The sequence below is a fragment of the Sediminibacterium salmoneum NBRC 103935 genome (genome assembly GCF_000511175.1).
Lineage (GTDB): Bacteria > Bacteroidota > Bacteroidia > Chitinophagales > Chitinophagaceae > Sediminibacterium > Sediminibacterium salmoneum.
Window position 1 is genome coordinate 1029087 of sequence record NZ_KI866530.1, and the last position, 19462, is coordinate 1048548.

Below are 19462 nucleotides of genomic sequence, written 5' to 3' on the forward strand. Positions count from 1 at the left end.
AAACAATACATTAAAAAAGCCCTGTCCACAAGACGGGGCTTTTTTAATCTAATTTATTGACGCGTTAAACGCTACAATTTCAAGGTATTGGGCGGCCGAACGACCATTCAAAGAATTTATTATATATTATAACGAAATTTTGCAATTATCGCAGTTTTTATATTAATTTTACCCTATATGTAGTATTCCCCCTACAAGCATTTGCGTAAAAACACTTGCTTGAAATACCTACTATTTTCCGTACCTCACGATTTATATCGTAAAAACTAATGCTTATGAGATTTAGAATTTTACACAAAATTTTATTGTCCACTGTTTTTTTGTTGCTAGCTTTTGTTGGGATTTCGCAATCCATAACGTTTAACACTACGCTTTCAAATTTGAGTGGTACATATGGGGATATTGTTGAGCGGAGTTTCAATTTTACCGGAACAGGTTTTACTCCTTCAACAACAATGAGAATAAACCCAAGTTCAGGATTTGAAGTTTCCTTAACTCCTGGAGGTCCATATTCTAGCTTTCTAGACTTAACTTCTAACGGAAGCGGCGATTTTACAAGTACTACTATTTATGTTAGAATGTTACTCAATACTAATGTTGGAGTATATAGTGGCAATAGTGTACTGTTAGAATATCCTGTAGGCAATATTATAGATGGTCAAACTATTCCTAATAGTACAATTACACCAAGAACGCTAGATATTAATGGAATTAGTATAAGTAGTAAAGTATATGATGGAACCACTGCAGCAACAATTACAGGCACAGCCTCACTGTTTAATATAATGCCTGCCGATGTTGGAATTGTAACTTTAGTGACTTCTGGTGCTAGTGCAAATTTTGTTAACGCTAATGCGGGTGGCTTTAAAGTTGTAAATATAAGTGGTTATACACTAGCAGGTCCAACAATAGCTGTGAACAACTACATGTTAAATCAACCAACTAGAAATGCTAATATCACGGCTAGACCACTAGCAATCAACGCTATTCAGGCAAATAAAACTTATGGAACCGCTTTAACTAGTGGATCTGGTTTTGCTAGCTTTAATGCGGTAGGGATTATTACTCCACAAGATCCTGGTACAGTAACAGTAACTTATGGAGCTGGTTCAGCAGCAAATGCAAATGTTGGCACTTATAATAATTCTATCGTCTTAAGTGCATTAACGGGAGGCTCAGGCGGATTTAATGCGAGTAACTATACCATAACTTATAATAGTGCCAACGTTGTTGTAACACCTAAAGTACTTACACTGTCTGGTGCTGGTGCGAACGATAAGGAATACAATGGAAATACCGTTGCGGTTTTAAATGGCGGGGTTAGCTTAGTTGGGGGTATTGAATCCGGTGATGATTGTACGCTAGATGCTTCTGGCGCTACAGGAACATTTGCATCTCCTAATGTGGGTAATGGCATTAACGTTACAATTAGCGGATATGCTTTAACAGGTGCCCAAGCCGGAAACTATTCATTAACTCAACCTGCTAGCATAATAAAAAATATCACTCCAAAAGCATTAACAATTACTGCTAATACCATCAACAAAACATACGGAGATGTTTTAACAACAGGACCGGGTAAAACTGCATTCAGCTCATCTGGCTTAGTTGCAGGTGAAACCATTGCTTCCGTTACTTTAACTTATGGTACTGGTGCGGATGGAACAGATCCGGTTGCACCAACCAATGTAGGTGGAATTGCTGCTAGTGCACCTGTTGCAGGAGTTGGTTTTATAGCTAGTAACTATGATATTACTTATACTGCTGGTGATTTAACAGTGGTTCCGAGGGCACTAATAATAACTGCAACTCAGGTAAATAAAACATATGGTTCTGTATTAACGAATGGAACTGGTTATACCGGTTTTAATGCAGTAGGATTAGTGAGTGGTCAGTCAGCGGGTACTGTTACTGTAAATTACGCTGCAGGTGCTACTGCAAATGCGAGTGTAAATACATATACTAATGCTGTTGAATTAAGCAATTTAACTGGTGGATCCGGAGGATTTAATCCAAGCAACTATACAATATCATATGCATTTGCCGATATAGTTGTAGGTGCAAAAGCCCTTACACTATCTGGTGTTGGAGTCAGTAACAAGGTATACGATGGGAATACCTCAGCAACTTTAAATGCCGCATCTTTAGTTGGCGTAGAAGCTTTTGATGTTTCGAATTGTACTTTAGATGCCACTTTAGCTTCTGGTGCATTTGCATCTGCAAATGTGGACAATGGCATTAGTGTAACAATTTCAGGATACGCATTAACTGGTTTAGCAGCGAGCAATTATACACTTACTGCACCATCTGGTATTACTGCTAATATTACACCCAAAGCATTGAATATTACTGCAAATAACGTTAACAAAGCTTATGGAGATGTTTTAACCAGTGGCCCAGGTAAAACTGCATTTACTGCAACTGGTTTAGTTGCAGGAGAAACAATTGCATCCGTTACTTTAAATTATGGAACAGGTGCAATTGGAACCGCTGGTGTAGCTCCAACCAATGTGGGCGGAATTCTTGTGAGTGCGCCTGTAGCTGGAGTTGGTTTTGATCCCTCTAATTATACCATCACATTTACTGCTGGCGATCTAACTGTTACAACAAGATCATTAAGCATTGCTGCCACTCCAGTAAATAAAGTTTACGGAGATGTGTTAACAAATGGCACAGGTTACACAGGATTTACTGCTACAGGATTACAAAACGGTGAAACAGCAGGAACGGTAACTGTTGCTTATGCAGCTGGTGCTGCTGCCACTGATCCGGTTGGTAGCACCCCATCCGGTGTTACTATTAGTGCATTAACAGGAGGATCAATAAATCCGGCCAACTATTCCATTGTTTATACTGGAACAGATTTAAACGTAACACCTCGCACTTTAAACATTACTGCCAATAATGTTTCTAAAACAATTGGCGCAGTTTTAACTGGCGGTGCAGGCTCTTCTGATTTTGTTGCAACCGGATTACAGAATGGTGAAACTGCAGGAACTGTTACCATCACTTATACTGGCTTGGGGCCAACTGCTCCTGCAACTGCTGGTGTATATGCTGGTTCAGTGGTGCCAAGTGCATTAACCAGCGGTAGCATCACTCCTTCTAACTATACTATTAATTATATTGCTGGTGATATTACAGTAAGTGCTGGTTCCATTACCATTACTGCCAACAATGAAAACAAACCATACGGTACTACATTAACAAGTGGTGCAGGAAAAACAACATTCACCGTTACGGGTACCTTACAACCAGGAGAATCAATAACTTCTGTAACATTAACCTATGGTGCAGGCAGTGCTAGTGGTGCAGGTTTAGGAGCAAACCCTGGTGAGATTGTTCCTAGCTTACCAGTTGGAACTGGTGGCTTTATTGCGAGTAACTATATTATCACTTATGTAAATGGTGATATTACGGTTACCACTGCTCCTATAACCATCACTGCAAATAATGAATCTAAAGTGTATGGCACTAGTCTAACAAGCGGTACTGGAAAAACAACTTATACAATTTCCAGTGGAACTTTGGCCGGTTCAGAAACCATTAGTTCTGTTACCTTAACCTATGGCGCAGGTGCTGCTGCTACTGCCGCAGTAGGTACCAATACAGGTACGATTGTAGCCAGCGCTCCGGTAGGCGCCAATGGTTTCGTCGCTACCAATTACAATATTACTTTTGTACCTGGAGACATCACAGTAACTCCTGCCCCATTAACCATTACTGCTAATGCGGTTTCTAAATACCATGGAGAAACCATTGCTTCCCCTGCTACGAATGTAACAGCGTTCACTAGTACCGGATTACAGAATGGCGAAACCATTGGATCCGTTACCATGGACTATGGTCCGAACGCAGCTTCAGGAGGCAATTTAGGCGTATACGCAGGTGCAGTGGTTCCAAGTGCTGCAACGGGAGGAACATTTAATGCGAGTAACTATACCATTGCTTATGTTGCCAATCAACTAAGTGTTGTACCAAATAATAATGCCTTTTTAAGCAACCTGGTTGCTTCTACAGGTCCTTTAAATACTGCATTCAATAAGTTTGATCTGGATTATGATACTTATGTACTAACCGCCATTGATCAATTCACTGTTACTGCAACTGTTGAAAATCAGTTTGCTACCATTCAGGCAAGAATTGATACTGGTATGGGACCTGGTGCTTATGTACCTCTTACCAGCGGTGTGGCAAGTGCTCCTTTCACCATCAGAGAAGGTGACAATATCATCGAAATCCTGGTAACTGCTGAAGATGGTACTACTCAACTAAACTATCGTATCCTTTATCGTCGTGAGTCTTCTTTTGTAAGCGGCGGTGGCGGCGGTGGTCTTGAAAGTAAGAGCCTGGGTGATGCAATCGCTCAGCGTGTACTGAACAATGCCATCAATGATATGAACGGTGCAGTTGATTACAACAAACTGCCTGTTGTTGAAACTGCTCAGGGAACCATCCGTTCTGCCAGCACCAACAGCATCTTCAGCCTGCAACTTTCCAGCATCATGCCGGATCTGTCTAACAGAGGTTACAAAGCTTACAACAGCTCTCCTGTTGATATCGTAAGCTTTACCAATGCCAAAGAAGTATTTGCGGTTGACTATGTTAATACCAATAAAGAAACCAAAGCGGTTGCTTTCACAACCAAAACTTTGGGTGAACTATACGATCACACCAAACCAATCTGTGACAGATTAAAAGGTGCTACTTTATTAGATGTTGAATCAGTGAAAATTGATGGATACGACTTCATCAACTACACCATCAGAAACGATAAAGGAAACCTTGAATACGCTACTGCATTTACTGTAGGTGCTAAAGCAGGAAGAAACAACTTCAACCTACAAAGTGCCTTCTTAACAACAAGCTATGTAAACGAAGACCAGATGTACAACTTCCAGATCTGGGCTGCTTCTCCTACCATCGTTAATGATATGGTGAAAGAAGTATTGGCTAAGTTGAAAGACGTTGCTCCGGTTAATCAGTCCATTGTTAATGCTAGTCCTGATACCTATATTGAGTCTGGTAAGCGCGAAGGTGCTAACCTGAACCTGGTTATCAAGAACGGTACTGCTGCTACTACCGGATTCTTCAAGTTCGAAGACAGATCCAATGAGTCTTCTACCGGTATCGTTACAAGAAATGTACCTTTCACTGTTAATGCTAACGGCACTTCTACCATCTCTGTTCCCGTTGGAGATAAATACGAAAGTTCTATCTCTATGTTCCTGAACGGTGAAGTAAAAGATATGCTTTACATGTCTGATGGTACTTGGGCTATTGATTACAACAGAAACACTACCAGTGTAAGTGCCTTCACCGTTACCAACGACGCTAAGCGTACGATCTCTGCCAATGAATTCCCTGTACTAAGAAATGTGGAAGTAAAAGCCAATAGCTCTGACTTCGTTTCCTTATTCAAATTGCTAAAAGCAGGTGGAATGGAAGCTGACCTAAGCGGATATGCTGGTCTTAAGTTTACTGCTGCAGGTGGATATAACCTAAGAGTTACCATGGTACAGAACGGAATCAGCGAGTGGAAAAACCAGTACACTACTGATATCAGACTGGGTTCTGGACAGCAGGAATACTTTATTCCTTTCAGCCAGTTTAAATCTGCTGCTTCTGCCAAGAACATAGATCCTAAAGACGTAACTACCCTTGTATTTACTGTTGAAGTAAATGCAGGAAGAAACAGTCCAATTGCTTCTACCTTCAGCAATATCAGCTTCACCAAAGAAAAACCAGCCTTGAATACAACAGAACAGGAAGAGAAAACCATCCAGGTATTCCCTAACCCTGTAACCGACAATGTATTCACTGCCAGCTTTGTAAGCCCAGTAGCCGGTGAGTTGACCATGAAGATCAACGATGCTTCAGGACGCTCTATATTCACCAAACAGGTGAACGTAGCAAAAGGTCCGAATGCAGTGCCGGTAAGACTGAACAACGGTGTAATTGGTACACACTTCCTAACCCTAGAAGGAAAAGGCGTTAAATTCGCTCCTACTACTGTAGTAATAGTGAAGTAAACCAAATAACAATACATTCAAACCAAAGCCCCGTCCACAAGACGGGGCTTTTTTGCTTCTATTCTTATTTATCCTTTTTGAAAGAATGCAATCACCAATTGATTTATTTAATAAATACGCTTAAAAAGTGATACAACAAAGCAAGTATAGGGGAAAATTTAGTAAGAGTTAAAAGGGAACTTTATCATTGATTTTTACCCTATTGTTACTATGATCATCATCTCTTCCTTATTTGTTGGAATAGCCAGCTTTCTGCTTATATACTTAATAAGTAAGTTTAAAGAAACCAAAAGAACATTAATCAGCATCTATATTGTAATCAGTTTACTTTTATATGCCAGTCAATATTATTTTAGGTACGGCGAACATTCCGGACTGAACAGTGTGGCTTTCTTTGTTGCCAATGGCTCATTACTGATTTTGGGGCCCTTTCTTTTTTATTTGTAAAAAACTTCTTTAAACAGGAATCGAATAATATCAGAGAACATTGGATGCAACTCATTCCATTTATTATGTATAGCAGCGGCATCATTGTATTTTTTAACGAACTTTCAGAACCCACATATTCAATATACACAGCTTTGGCATGCCTGACGCATTTAACTTTCTATCTGTTTTATTCCCTGTATATTGTTATTAAAGAAGACGCTGAGCATCCGGAAAATTTTGAACATGAAGTAGCTACCCTTGCTTCACTGGTTTATCTATTTTTACTTTTCCAATGTTATTTTGCCATCTTATACGGTCTATTCTTATATAAGAATATAAAACACCAGACAATACTTACAATTTTCTGGAACGACGATGCCAGGTATCAACTCGACAATATTAACAATGGTGCATATTCATTGATTATACTGGTTTTTATAACAGTAGTTTTATTAGGGCTTAGCAGGTTGAGGAAAATAAAATTCCGCACCAAACATCTTCAATAATATATATTGGAATAAATCAATCGTCGGATTATTTTATTCCAATAACTTTTCCACTCTTGTCATTTTACCATTTGCATTGAATCCTTCCAAAACAATTTTCAACTTTGTGGATACATCATTGTTGTAAAATTCAACTTGATAACGAGGCGACCTTTTGTTTGTGATGATATATGGATTCCAGTATAGGGTGTTTCTGGTGTCTGGCTCAAAGGATGCAGCCGTTTTATCATATACTGGATTGTAAAACTCTTTAAAAGTTGAATAACCACTTAGTAATGTACTTTCAAGCCCTTTAACATTCTGCCCTCCTTTAGATTGTCCTCCTCCTTTCTTTGTATAGATAACGATGGCACCGCTTCCACCACCTCCTCCTGTTCCAAAGAATGGAGGCCTGAACACTTTTATATATGCAACATCTGCAACTGGAATGGTAGTTACCATTGAAATATCACTTCTGATTTCATTTAAATAAATATCCGGTCTTCCTCCCCGCCAGCTCAAATTCACGCCGGGACCGCTACCTGTTATCTGTAAACCTGCCACTTTACCCTGTAAATAAGTGAAGATGTCAAACGCCAGATTGGTTCCCTCTGTTAAATCGAAACTGTATCCATCTCCTTTAGAGAATAAACCTGAAGTATAGGTTTCATCCATAACCTCAATTTTAGATTTGGTTTTGGCTTTCACAACTACTTCTGACAATGTGGTACTGGCTTTTAATCGACGAAGTTTCTCCTGCTCCGATAATAAGAAATTCATACGCACGATGGCCATTGAATCAATTCCTCCCCAAATAGGTGGCAAATTGCCTAATCCAACTTTTGCTCCATTTTCCTTTCTCAATAATCCATTTTCAATTTTCACCTGGGTTGCGCCACTTAATTTGGAATTGTTATTAAACCCGTAGTACACTTTAACTGTGTCATAAAAGAATATACCCGGCTGTTCAAAATTCCCATTGGCATCAATGGATGCAAACTGAAGGGATTTACTACTGTCTTTAGCAGCCATTACAAAATTCAGTTGCTGGTCTTTTACCATACCAGGTTTAATGCCAAATACAGAGCCTTTTAGCGTCATATACTCAGTCTCTGGCATATACTTTAATTGAGGGCCTATTCCTTCTCTTAATTTCTCCCAATTGATTTTTCTCCAGCCATTGGTCATCATTACCAAATCCAGTCTGTTCATAATGCTATCTGCATCACTTTGAAAATAATAGGATGGATTGTGTACATATCCCTTGATTTCACTGGCTAAAAGAAAATTAGAGAATATAGAATGAGGGTCATATGTGTTGGCATTGGCATCAATTACCGCCACAGACATATTGGTCAAGGCTGTATCTGAAACAAAAATGTCAAACTTATTCAACGCTCTTTTACCAAGATTAGTAACAATCGGATTTATTTTGGCACTAAAATCATGTGTATGGTTGTTTACAAATACAATGCGCTCTGCCACTGGAATCCAGTCTGCTGTAAACAAGGTAAACTGTACAATCCCTGTTGGTAATTCATCAATTGGAATTTCTGCACGCTGGAAATTCCTTTCCGACATTTTAAGACCTACTTTATACATGAGCGACTGGTTCATATGCACCAGCAAATTCATTTGCTTGAAATTGGCAGAAGCCGGCTCTGATCTTTCAAATTGCAGAAATGCTTTTTCATTATTGGTTCTAACAGTCAATACCACCCCTTCCTTCTTAATATCTTTTACAGGTGTGCTGCTAGTTCTTCCATATTCATCTGTCCAGTTTAGCTGATACTGCTGACCTGGCAAGGGTTTCAACACAAAAATGCCCATACCATCATGCTGAACTTTCAAACTATCTAATACTTTTTTTTGTGCATCAACTACTACCCCTTTGATTTTTACGGGTAATCCCGCCTGATTAATTGCTTTAAAAGCAACCCTGGAATTAATGCCTTCTACTAGCGTACCACTTTCAGGGAAAATATCTACCCTTGTTGGGGAAGGCATTCTCCCTATAACTATATTCCCCCCGTTAATTGGTATATTTTTTTGAAACAAATAAGCCACATCATCATTTAGCATCCATCTGGTAAAAGCTTTTACATGTAGAAATCCACCCCTATAATTTGCAGGTATTTCAAAGCTGCCCTTAGCAGTAGCCTGATACAGTGGTGACACTGTTTGCTTAACTAAAGTGCCGGTTGTGTCGTACCACTCTACATATAAATTTTTACTTAGAACACTGGGCTCATTTCCAGCAAGCAAATACACTTTATAAAATAAGGTATCACCGGTGTTATACACAGGTCTGTCAAAATGAACATGAATTTTTTCCTTAGGAAAGCCCTCTGCATACACACTCATCATAGAATCAATTTGTTGAGCTTTTACCACAGTTCCCATTCCAAACACCAGTAAACAAATGATACTAAACGTTAATTTTCTCATTAGAAAGCAATTTGTCTGTAATATACTTTGAGTTTGCAAAAGAACAAAAGCTATGCCAATTGGATTTCCCCGAAATTGTCCTTACTTTCAGACCATGAAACTACGCCTGATTTCAATTGGCAAGGCAAATGAATCCTATGTAAGCGAAGGAATTAATGATTTTACCAAAAGAATCAATAAATATTTTAAAGCTGACTGGCAGATTATTGCCTCCCCCAAAAATGCGGCCAGTTTACCGGAATCTGAATTAAAAAAAGCCGAAGCTGCACTTATATTAAACTTAATTGACAAAGAGGATTACCTTGTTTTACTTGACGAAAGAGGCAAAACCTTCAACTCTCCGCAGTTGGCCAAGTTTATTGAACAAAGGGCCAATGAAAGTTGTAAACAATTGGTATTCCTAATTGGCGGTGCTTTTGGAGTTGAGAGTACAGTTACTCAAAGGGCTCAGGCTGTATGGAGTTTATCAGCATTGGTTTTTCCTCATATGCTGGTAAGGCTGATTTTAGCGGAACAGTTATACAGGGCATGCACCATTATTAAAAACGAAAAATACCATCATATTTAATTAAGCGGATACTATGTTAACCATAACACTCAGCATCATATTACTGACCAGTGTCATTTCCTTTACCGGATTTTCTAACCAGAAAGTGCTGGACGATTTAATATTTTATCCTCCGGCCATCACCAACAGAAACCAATGGTATCGGTTTGTTACAAGCGGATTGATTCATGCAGACATTATGCACTTATTATTTAACATGTATTCTTTTTACCTGTTTGGGGATCTGGTTGAGAGAACTTTTGTGCAGATATTCGGCGAGTCAGGAAAAATAATCTATCTGCTACTCTATATCATTTCTTTGATTGTGTGTTTGCTCCCAACCTATTTTAATAATCAGAATAACTACCATTACAGAAGTTTAGGCGCATCTGGTGCCGTTTCTGCGGTGATTTTTGCCGGCATATTTCTTTATCCTACTATGGGCATGGGCATTTTTCCTATCCCATTCCATATTCCGGGCTTTGTATTTGGTCCGCTGTATCTTATTTTATCTGCTTATCTGGCTAAAAAGGGGCAGGGTAATATTAATCACTCAGCGCATATATGGGGTGCCATTTTCGGTATCGTATTTTTAATAATAACCACCAGTTTCTTAAGCAAATTCAATGCTCTTGAGAATTTCGTGAATGCTATAAAACTCTACATAGCAGGCTATTAAATGTTTTAGGGTGATTTTAACCTGCTGTAAATGCAATTGCTAATTGCTGGGTGGTACTGGCTACACATCTGAAGCGATGGTCAATTCTTTTGCTCAGAACAGCAATAATTTTATTGTCAGATTCAAGAATCCACACCCTTTCTTTTTCTGTTTTGCTCAATTTAAGATCCACCAGAAATTTAGCAATCTTTTTCTTCTTTCCCATCCCCAGCGGATAAAAATAATCACCGGTTTTCCATTTGCGAAGCAATAGCGGAAACTGAACAGCTCGGGCATCCAGTAATTCAATAGAAGTATCCCCTTCTCTACCTGAATTTGCTGAAGACAATAAAGCAGGCATTTCATTGCGCAAAGACAGATCCAGCTTTCCGCCTGAAAAATGAATTATACCCGGCTTATCTATCACAATATTTACAGCTTCTTCGTTTGCCAAAGGCGCAATAATCATCCAACTCCGGTTCTTGATAATCCGATGTGTAGCAGACTGAATATAACTACTATTTTCAGCAGTAAGTAATTTAATGACTTCAGGAATCTGATCTGCCGTAAATTCAAAAGGCGCAATGATTTCCCAGGTAATGGTTTGGAGTGGATTCGCTTTTTGCCAGAGCATTACCGGCACATGACACTCATTGCCTTTCCAATGCAATAACTTTTTCAGGTGCCCGCTCACCGCTTGTTTATACAATTCAGTCGCTTCATTAAATCGTGTAAGATTAGCCAGCAGATTCTGTTCCACACTTGGAAACACTTTTTTTACAGAGGGGATTAGCTGATTTCTGAAATAGTTTCTGGTGTATTCATCCGTATCGTTGGAAGAATCTTTCACGAATTCAATTGATTGGCTAAATGCAAATGCTTCAATTTCTTCTTTAAAAAAAGGTAGTAAGGGCCTGATGATTTTTTTCTCTTTATGAACAGCTACGATCCCGTTCAATCCCTCTAATCCCGTCCCTCTGAAGAAATGCATAGCACTGGTTTCAATGGCATCATTGGCATGATGTGCCGTGATTACCCAGCATCCAGTTAGTGCTGGGTTTTCCTTTCTCAACTGATCAAACCAATCATATCGAATCTTTCTGGCAGCTACCTGTGTAGATAAACCCGTATCAGTCTTGTATTGGATTGTATCTACCCGTTTAATCCAGTAAGGTATAGCATGATTACTACAAAAGGATGATACAAACGCTTCGTCTCTGTTGCTTTCTTCACCCCTTAGCTGATAGTTCACATGGGCTACGTTAAAAGCTACACCAATTGATTTAAGCAGTACAGCCAGCACCGTACTGTCTGCTCCCCCACTCATGGCTAGTAAAAAGGGTTGCTCTGGTTTTTGTAACCCGGCAAAATATTCATTCCAGTGTTGCTGAAAACGTGCTAACAAGGTTAAGATGATTTTTTTAAGTAGGCGCCTGTTAAAGCAGCAAAGCCACTTATCAGACCACCGATAATTCCGGTAATCAAAATCAACATGATATAGGATCCACCCAATGGCAAAATCTGAGAAACTTTCGTAGAAAGAATATGCTCATTGGCGGCGTCTTTAATAATGGCCAGTATTACCCATAACAGGAATAAGCCCAGAAATCCACTCAGAAAAGATTTGCCTGGAGACTGTGTAATTAAGGCAGAAACTACAAATGAACTGATAGCAAAAACCCACCAGGGAAACTGAGTAAATAAGCCTGCTACAAAAGCAAGCAATGCAGTTAGCAATATTGATACAATGAATTTCATATTGTTAGTTTTTAAGCTTTTGTAAATGTCATCAACCACTTGATGCGTTTATGAGTTGGAGCATCTTTTAAGTGTAAAAATAGAATAGGATAATATTTTCCAGTAGCCCAATAATCAATAAATGTATCATAATACTTGCTTCCTGGATTACCGTGTTGCCCACCCGGATACACGCCATAGGCTTCAATTTCATCCGTCATATGCACAATCATTCTCCAGCTGGGACCATGGGTTTCAGTGGTTGCATTAATAATATGCTTCCCTCCCCCAATAGGCAAATGCAATGCACTTAATGGATTTATTTTGAGCAAGTGGCTCACCCGGGTATCCTTAAAAGCTGCCCATCCAAGTTTACCCTCTTTATCCGCTTTTTGTAAAACGACAGTCGCTTTTTTAATAGCTTCCATTACGGCGTCTGAAATGGTTTCTACTTTATTCTTGGTCTTAATATTATCTGCAAATGAATACAAACTATCCCGTTGCAAACTCTCCAATAGGGTAATTTCATCGGGCCATCCTATATTGGTTGTAGCACCTGCAAATTCATCCCCCCAGATAGTCGTTTCCAGACTATCCCAAATTACATTGAATACAGTTGCTCCTTTTTCATTTACATCACTGACCCCGTTCCAGCTGTTCATGATATCCAGGTACTTCTTTTCATCTGCAGTTAGTACCGGTTGATTTACATACTTCATGATCAGAGGTCTGGCCATTTCAGCAAATACATTGTAATTGTCCATTTGCAGTTTTTGGATATCTGCAGCTGTGGCATTGCTGATGGCTGCCAGTTTCCGGTTGATAATTACCCCTCTGTAAACAGGAAAATTGGAAGCTGCTCCCAAATAGTAGGGATAGGTTTTATCGGTTGATTTCTGATTGGCACTGCTTACAAATCCTCTTTCCGGATTTTTGATCATCGGATTTTCCTCAGTAGGAATATATCCTTGCCATGCATAGGTACTATCCTGACCAGGTAAAATAAAATCTCCCTGTCTGAACCACCTGGCCACAAAATTGGCCTGCTGTTTAAGCGCAATATCTCCGGTTTTGGAAGCAAAGGCAAAATTCTGACCAGTAGTATTCCAATGAGATATGGCTTCTAAATAATCATCATAGTTTTTAGCATGATTCAATTTATAAAAAGCCAGCAATCCGCTTCCTCCATCATGCGCAGTCCATCTCAGCGCTAAATTCTTTCCTCCAGAACCACTGTTCTTGTAATGAAGATCGTACATGGTTGGGCCATATACAGTCATAGCAATATTTTCAATCACATTGGCACTGTCTTTTACTTTGATGGTCTCAGATCTTTTTTCTGCTTTTACCCATTCACCATTATACCAGTATTCATTTAAAGTGGAATCTTTAAATTTCATTTCATAATAATCCAGTACATCTCTTCCGGCATTGGTTACTCCCCAGGCAATGCTGTCATTAAACCCAATAATTACTGCAGGAGAGCCCGGGAAGCTTGCCCCATAGGTTCTATGTGTTGGCGTAGAAATTTGAACCTCAAACCAAAGAGAAGGTAAGTTTAAGCCCAGATGCGGATCATTCGCCAGAATGGGTCTGCCCGATTTGGTTTTACTTCCACCCACTACCCAGTTATTACTACCGTTGCTCTTGTTTGGAACAAAGGGTGCCATTGCGGTTGAATTGCCCGAAGTATCTCCCAGATAGGCCGTTTGCACATCAACCGGAGAAACAACTTTAACAGCTGGGTTCGCATACACGGTACCTTTAGGAATAATGGGATCCAGTGAATCCTGTACATCCGTAAACAAACGGTCAAAATCTTTATAGCCAAAATAGTTTCTGGCATTGCTCATTTGCAAGTCGGTTACTGCACCTCTTCCTGTTAAATCGTAAGACATGAACATCTGAAACAGGTATGTTTTCAAAGAAGTCCAGGCTTCGGGCTTGTAATCGAGTAATTTGTATTCAAAAGGAATTTCCTCTGGCTTCAGCTGAGCAATATAGGCGTTTACCCCTTTAGCATAGGAATCAATGGCAGATTGCATTTCAGGGTTGTTCTTTTCAACATAAGCTTTGGTTTTTTCTGCGCCGTATACCATTCCTAACCTTCTGAAAAACTGATCAGTAGGCACTCTCTCCTTGCCAACAATCTCACTTAATCTTCCTGCAGCTACATGGGTTTGGAATTCCATTTGCCAGAGTCTGAACTTGGCGTGAAGATACCCCTGCACATAATAGGCATCATTATCTTCATCTGCATAAATATGCGGAACCAGACGATCATCAATGTATACTTCTACTTTACCCTGAAGATCTTTCAGTACAATATTGCCATTGTAATTGGTTTCAGTGGATTCGGCATTTTGCCAGAAACCATGTTGAGGGGATAAGAAATATCCCAGTCTGGGGGTTTTACTTCCACCAACTGAAAGTTGGGTATTGAATAAATGAATAGCACCCCAGGTTAAGAGGGCTGACACAAGCAATGGAACTATTCTCATAGCAAATATTTAAAGACTCAAAATAAGCAATTCTCAGCAGAAGGCTACCCTTATCTAGCTTCCATAATCAGGAACTTCTTTCCTTTCAGTTTTTCGTCACGAACCAATTTCAGTAAGGCGGGGATGGCTTTTTTTCTGATAGCGATAAAAGAGTTATGATCCTTAACTACAATTAATCCCAGATCATCCTTTTGCAATTTGCCCTTTTGCAAAAAGAAACCAACTATATCTACTTTATTTATTTTCTCTTTTTTACCAGCGTTAATATAAACCGTCCCCCAGTTGGAAGGCTTGGGAATTTTAGCTTTCTCAGGCAAAGAAAGGCCGGCAGGTGCTTCCCCCAAATAATTAGGGATAGACTCCGATTCGTGCAGGATGATATAAATGGTTCCTGTTTTATTCATTCTGGCTGTTCTTCCATTGCGATGGGTAAACTCTGCATAAGTGGATGGCAGATGATAATGTACAATATGCTCGATATCGGGAATATCTAGTCCTCTGGCTGCAAGGTCTGTAGTTACTAAAAACTGAGTAGTCCCGTTTCGGAATTTAATCAGTGCCTGTTCACGTTGCATTTGTTCCATGCCACCATGAAAAATACCTGCTTCAATTCCCATTTCCTTTAACAGACCGCTGGTTCTTTCAACGGATTCCCTATGATTACAAAAAATCAACACCTGCTCTGTTCCAATGGAACATAGCAATTGAAAAAGCGCCTTTACTTTGTCTTTTTCTTCGGACCATACCGTGAACATTTCAACAGTTGGTTCGGCTTCCTCCTGCTTAAGATAATTGAGAACAGTAAGATTTTTAGGCGTAGCAAATTCCGGAATTACAATGGATGCTGTAGCCGAAACAAACACTCTTAAAGCTGCAGTTCTTACTGCCTTGGTAATATATTCCATGTCTTCCTCAAAACCCAGTGCCAGTGATTTATCAAATTCATCAAAAACAAAATAGCGGATACCACTTGCATCAAATGATTTTCTTTTCAGGTGATCGGCAATTCTTCCCGGAGTTCCTACTAAAAGAGCAGGGGCTTCTTTTAAACTATTGACTTCGCCGGGCATATCATGCCCCCCATAGGCACAGATAACTTTAAAACCCGTCTGCATTTTTTTCCAGACCTGTTCAATCTGAATAGCCAGTTCCCTGGAAGGCGTTAGCACCAGCGCCTGTACTTTATTTCCCTTTGGATTCAGCTGTTGTAAAATCGGATATAAAAAAGCCAGGGTTTTCCCTGACCCTGTAGGAGAAAGCAACAATACACCATCAGCTGTTTCAAAAGCAGATCGGGTTGCGTTTTGCATTTCATTGAACCCGGCAATTCCCAGATTTTTTAAACCAGTATGCGTTGTTTCTGAAGCCTTCATGTTTAATATTTTAGCACCGTATATCCCTGGGGTGCGTAAGTAGTGATTGTGGTAACAGCAGATTGTACAATTTCGAATTCTGGTGCCAGTGTTGAAGGATCTACTTTTCTTTTAAACAAAGTCTGTCCGCATACATACAAAGGAATTCCAGCTGCCTTTAATGCAGTAAAGAGTGGCTGATTAGGATTGTCTACACCAAACTTTTGTTTATAGGTTTCATTGTTCAATATGAATGACACTGCTGCTCCGTGAACCACAGCCATCACAGACAGGTTCTCGGGCTTTACACCAGCCGCAACATGCAGATTGGCAATTCTGGCTATATTCTCGAAATGTTCACTGATTTCTTTTGCATTGGCTCCGGGACTCACTATATCAATTAGTATTTTATACTTACTTTTTTTGCTTACTACTTCTTTGGCAGCACTTACTTCAAAAACATCCCCGTATCCTGTTATAAAGGGTCGAACTGTTTTTTGGGCTGCAGCTTTCAAGAAGAAGGCAGAGGCAATAAGGGCGAATAACCAATATTTCATTGTTTTACAATTTTTTCTAAGTTACGTTATTTGCCAAACTTCTTTTTTAAAGCCTGTAAAGCGTCTGTTACATTCAGATTGCTTAAATCTTCTTCTTTCTTTACGGGTTGATTAGAACGCTTGTGTTGCGCAAAGTCCTTGCGTCCTCCCACACCTGCAGCCGGAGCAGCTTCTGTTTGTTTAATGGAGAGTGCAATCCGCTTGCGGGCAATATCTACTTCCAGCACTTTTACATTTACTTTCTGACCCAGCTTTAAGGCTTCGCTGGGATCGGTGATATAGCGATGGGCAATTTCACTTACATGAACCAGTCCATCCTGCTTCACCCCAATATCTATAAACGCTCCGAAACGGGTTAAGTTGGTTACCACACCCGGCAATACCAATCCAACCGTAACTTCTTCAATTGAATAAATATTGGCAAATTCAAATTGTTCCAGTTCTGATCTTGGATCCAGACCTGGTTTTTGCAATTCCTTGATGATATCATTCAAGGCCAGTAATCCAATTTGTTCTGTCACATATTTTTTGGGATCAATATTCTTTAAAAGGGATTCATTCCCAATCAATGTTTCTACACTGGCTCCCAGATCGGTGGCCATTTTCTCCACTATCGGATACGCTTCCGGATGCACAGCACTTGCATCCAATGGATGTTTGGCTTTGAGAATTCTCAGGAAGCCTGCACATTGCTCAAAAGCCTTGGCACCCAATCTTGGTACTTTCAGCAATTCCTCTCTTGAACTAAATGCCCCAACCGACTTTCGGTGTTTTATTATATTATCCGCTACCGATTCATTTATACCACTCACATAGCTTAACAGTTGCTTACTGGCCGTATTTAAATTAACCCCAACGGTGTTTACACAACTTACAACTGTCTGATCTAGCTTTTCTTTCAATCTGAACTGGTTTACATCGTGCTGATACTGTCCTACTCCAATACTTTTCGGATCAATTTTAACCAGTTCTGCCAATGGATCCATCAATCTTCTGCCAATACTTACAGAACCTCTTACTGTAATATCATAGTCAGGAAATTCTTCTCTGGCTATTTCAGAAGCAGAGTAAACAGATGCTCCGTCTTCATTCACCAAAAATACCGGAAGACCCAAATTCATCTTTTTGATGAACTGTTCTGTTTCTCTGCCCGCTGTTCCATCCCCAATGGCAATCACCTGTACTTCAAATTGCTTAACTAGCTGCTTGATTTTGTATTCACTATCATATAGCTTACCCGCTTCGTGAACATATATGAGGTCTGTTGTCAACAACTCTCCGGACTCATCCAGACAAACCACTTTACAACCTGTTCTGTAACCCGGATCAATGGCCAGTACTCTTTTGCTTCCGAGTGGCGCACTCAATAATAACTGTCTTAAATTCTCTGCAAATACATTGATGGCTTCTTCATCGGCCTTTTGCTTTAATGCAGACCGGTATTCACTTTCCAGGCTGGGTTGCAATAATCTTCTGTAGGCATCCTTAATGGCTTTCTTAATATGCGCAGCCGCAGGGCTTTGTCCCTTTAAATAATAATTTTCAATTGTTTCAATAGCTTCTTCTTCTGAGGGAGCAATACTGATTCTCAGGAAACCCTCTAAGAATCCACGCAGAATTGCTAAAATCCGGTGCGAAGGGACTTTGTAAATGGGTTCGGAGAAATCAAAATAATCCTTGTATTTGATGGCTTCCGTTTCTTTGTCTGCTAGTACTTTACTCTGCAACAAAGCCGTATCCTCGAACAGTTTTCTCAATTTTGCACGAATATCTGCCTGCTCATTTACATTCTCTGCAATGATATCTCTGGCACCCTGTAAAGCTTCTTCAACCGTGGTGATTTTTTCATTAAAATATTTCGCAGCTTCGGCTTCAGGGTCTTCTGAACCCTGAGAAAGTAGTAATAAAGCCAGCGGTTCCAATCCATTTTCCCTGGCAACTACTGCTTTGGTTTTACGCTTCACTTTGTAAGGCAGATAAATATCTTCCAGCTCTACCATGGTTGTGGCAGCATTTATTTTAGCCTGAATGGCTTCTGTCATTTTTCCTTGCTCTGTAATGGTCTTTTCTATGAACTCTTTCCGCTCGTTAAAAGCCTGCAAGCTTTTTTGTTCGTCCTGTATCTGCTGAATCTGAACTTCATCCAGATTACCGGTACTATCTTTTCTATATCGTGCAATGAACGGAATAGTAGCACTCTCTGCTAATAGTTCCAAAACCGTTTCAACCTGAGCAACACGCAAATTCATTTTTGCGGCAATAATGGGAGCAAAAGACATAATCAGTTTTCAATTTTAGGGAGGCGAATGTAGATTATTCCACTATACGTACCACACGATGAGGATATCTTTCCAGATATTTCCTGAGCATCGATTTAATAACTTCATTTTCTGCATAGGGAGTAACCGCTTCTTTTATGGCAGCAGCATAAGCAGGTTCAATAGGTTCGGCCACTTCCAGATGATCAATGGTTCCCATCCCTATAAACTTTCCTTTTTCTACCAATATGGCCGTATTTTTTTCTTTGATGATATAGGAGGCTTTTTCTTCTGCAATCCAGGCGATTGCTTTTTCTACCTGTTGATTGTGCAACTCAACATCGGGCCATTCATTCGGAATGGTTTTATCGAGAAAGCAAAGTGCGGGATGCAATTCAAATTCCCTTACCCATTTCCAAAGTTCCCGATGTGCGTCGGCCAGCAAAGAAATGCCTAGG

13 protein-coding genes are annotated in these 19462 nt (G+C 39.8%); 5 read left to right on the forward strand and 8 right to left on the reverse strand.

The window, feature by feature from the left end; genetic code table 11:
• Positions 1-275 precede the first annotated feature (275 nt).
• From P767_RS0104960 to P767_RS0104970, 3 genes are all read left to right on the forward strand, one after another.
• Positions 276-6032 carry a YDG domain-containing protein gene (locus P767_RS0104960; protein WP_026763639.1) on the forward strand — a complete coding sequence of 1919 codons (5757 nt, stop codon included), beginning with the start codon at positions 276-278 and terminating at the stop codon, positions 6030-6032.
• A gap of 210 nt (positions 6033-6242) precedes the next feature.
• A complete protein-coding gene (locus P767_RS0104965; protein WP_026763640.1) occupies positions 6243-6479 on the forward strand; it encodes a hypothetical protein in 237 nt (78 codons plus the stop codon).
• A 44-nt stretch (positions 6480-6523) separates the two neighbouring features.
• Positions 6524-6967: a hypothetical protein gene (locus P767_RS0104970; RefSeq protein ID WP_026763641.1), complete on the forward strand. Its 444-nt coding sequence runs from the start codon at positions 6524-6526 to the stop codon at positions 6965-6967.
• 33 nt (positions 6968-7000) lie between these two features.
• Here P767_RS0104970 and P767_RS0104975 read toward each other — a convergent pair whose 3' ends face one another.
• Entirely contained in the window at positions 7001-9394 is a 2394-nt protein-coding gene (locus P767_RS0104975) for a hypothetical protein (RefSeq protein WP_026763642.1), read from the reverse strand.
• A 94-nt stretch (positions 9395-9488) separates the two neighbouring features.
• Between P767_RS0104975 and P767_RS0104980 the strand changes: the two genes are divergently transcribed.
• Positions 9489-9962, forward strand: coding sequence for a 23S rRNA (pseudouridine(1915)-N(3))-methyltransferase RlmH (locus P767_RS0104980; protein WP_026763643.1), 474 nt, complete (start codon positions 9489-9491; stop codon positions 9960-9962).
• A gap of 13 nt (positions 9963-9975) precedes the next feature.
• Positions 9976-10620, forward strand: a complete 645-nt coding sequence (locus tag P767_RS0104985) for a rhomboid family intramembrane serine protease (RefSeq protein ID WP_026763644.1) — start codon at positions 9976-9978, stop codon at positions 10618-10620.
• A gap of 16 nt (positions 10621-10636) precedes the next feature.
• Here P767_RS0104985 and tilS read toward each other — a convergent pair whose 3' ends face one another.
• The 7 genes from tilS to P767_RS18120 all read right to left on the reverse strand — a co-directional run.
• On the reverse strand, positions 10637-12004 hold the full coding sequence (gene tilS / locus P767_RS0104990) for a tRNA lysidine(34) synthetase TilS (RefSeq protein ID WP_051417137.1): 1368 nt from the start codon (positions 12002-12004) through the stop codon (positions 10637-10639).
• A 2-nt stretch (positions 12005-12006) separates the two neighbouring features.
• Positions 12007-12357 (reverse strand): hypothetical protein, encoded by a 351-nt coding sequence (locus P767_RS0104995; protein WP_026763646.1) that lies wholly within the window; start codon positions 12355-12357, stop codon positions 12007-12009.
• 11 nt (positions 12358-12368) lie between these two features.
• Positions 12369-14837 carry a penicillin acylase family protein gene (locus P767_RS0105000; protein ID WP_026763647.1) on the reverse strand — a complete coding sequence of 823 codons (2469 nt, stop codon included), beginning with the start codon at positions 14835-14837 and terminating at the stop codon, positions 12369-12371.
• A 50-nt stretch (positions 14838-14887) separates the two neighbouring features.
• Entirely contained in the window at positions 14888-16210 is a 1323-nt protein-coding gene (locus P767_RS0105005; RefSeq protein WP_026763648.1) for a DEAD/DEAH box helicase, read from the reverse strand.
• Between the two features lie 2 nt (positions 16211-16212).
• Positions 16213-16746, reverse strand: coding sequence for a DsrE family protein (locus tag P767_RS0105010; RefSeq protein ID WP_026763649.1), 534 nt, complete (start codon positions 16744-16746; stop codon positions 16213-16215).
• A 26-nt stretch (positions 16747-16772) separates the two neighbouring features.
• A complete protein-coding gene (locus P767_RS0105015; RefSeq protein WP_026763650.1) occupies positions 16773-19025 on the reverse strand; it encodes a Tex family protein in 2253 nt (750 codons plus the stop codon).
• Positions 19026-19059: 34 nt separating this feature from the next.
• The coding region (locus P767_RS18120) for a hypothetical protein (protein ID WP_216593207.1) at positions 19060-19462 on the reverse strand (403 nt) is incomplete at its 5' end.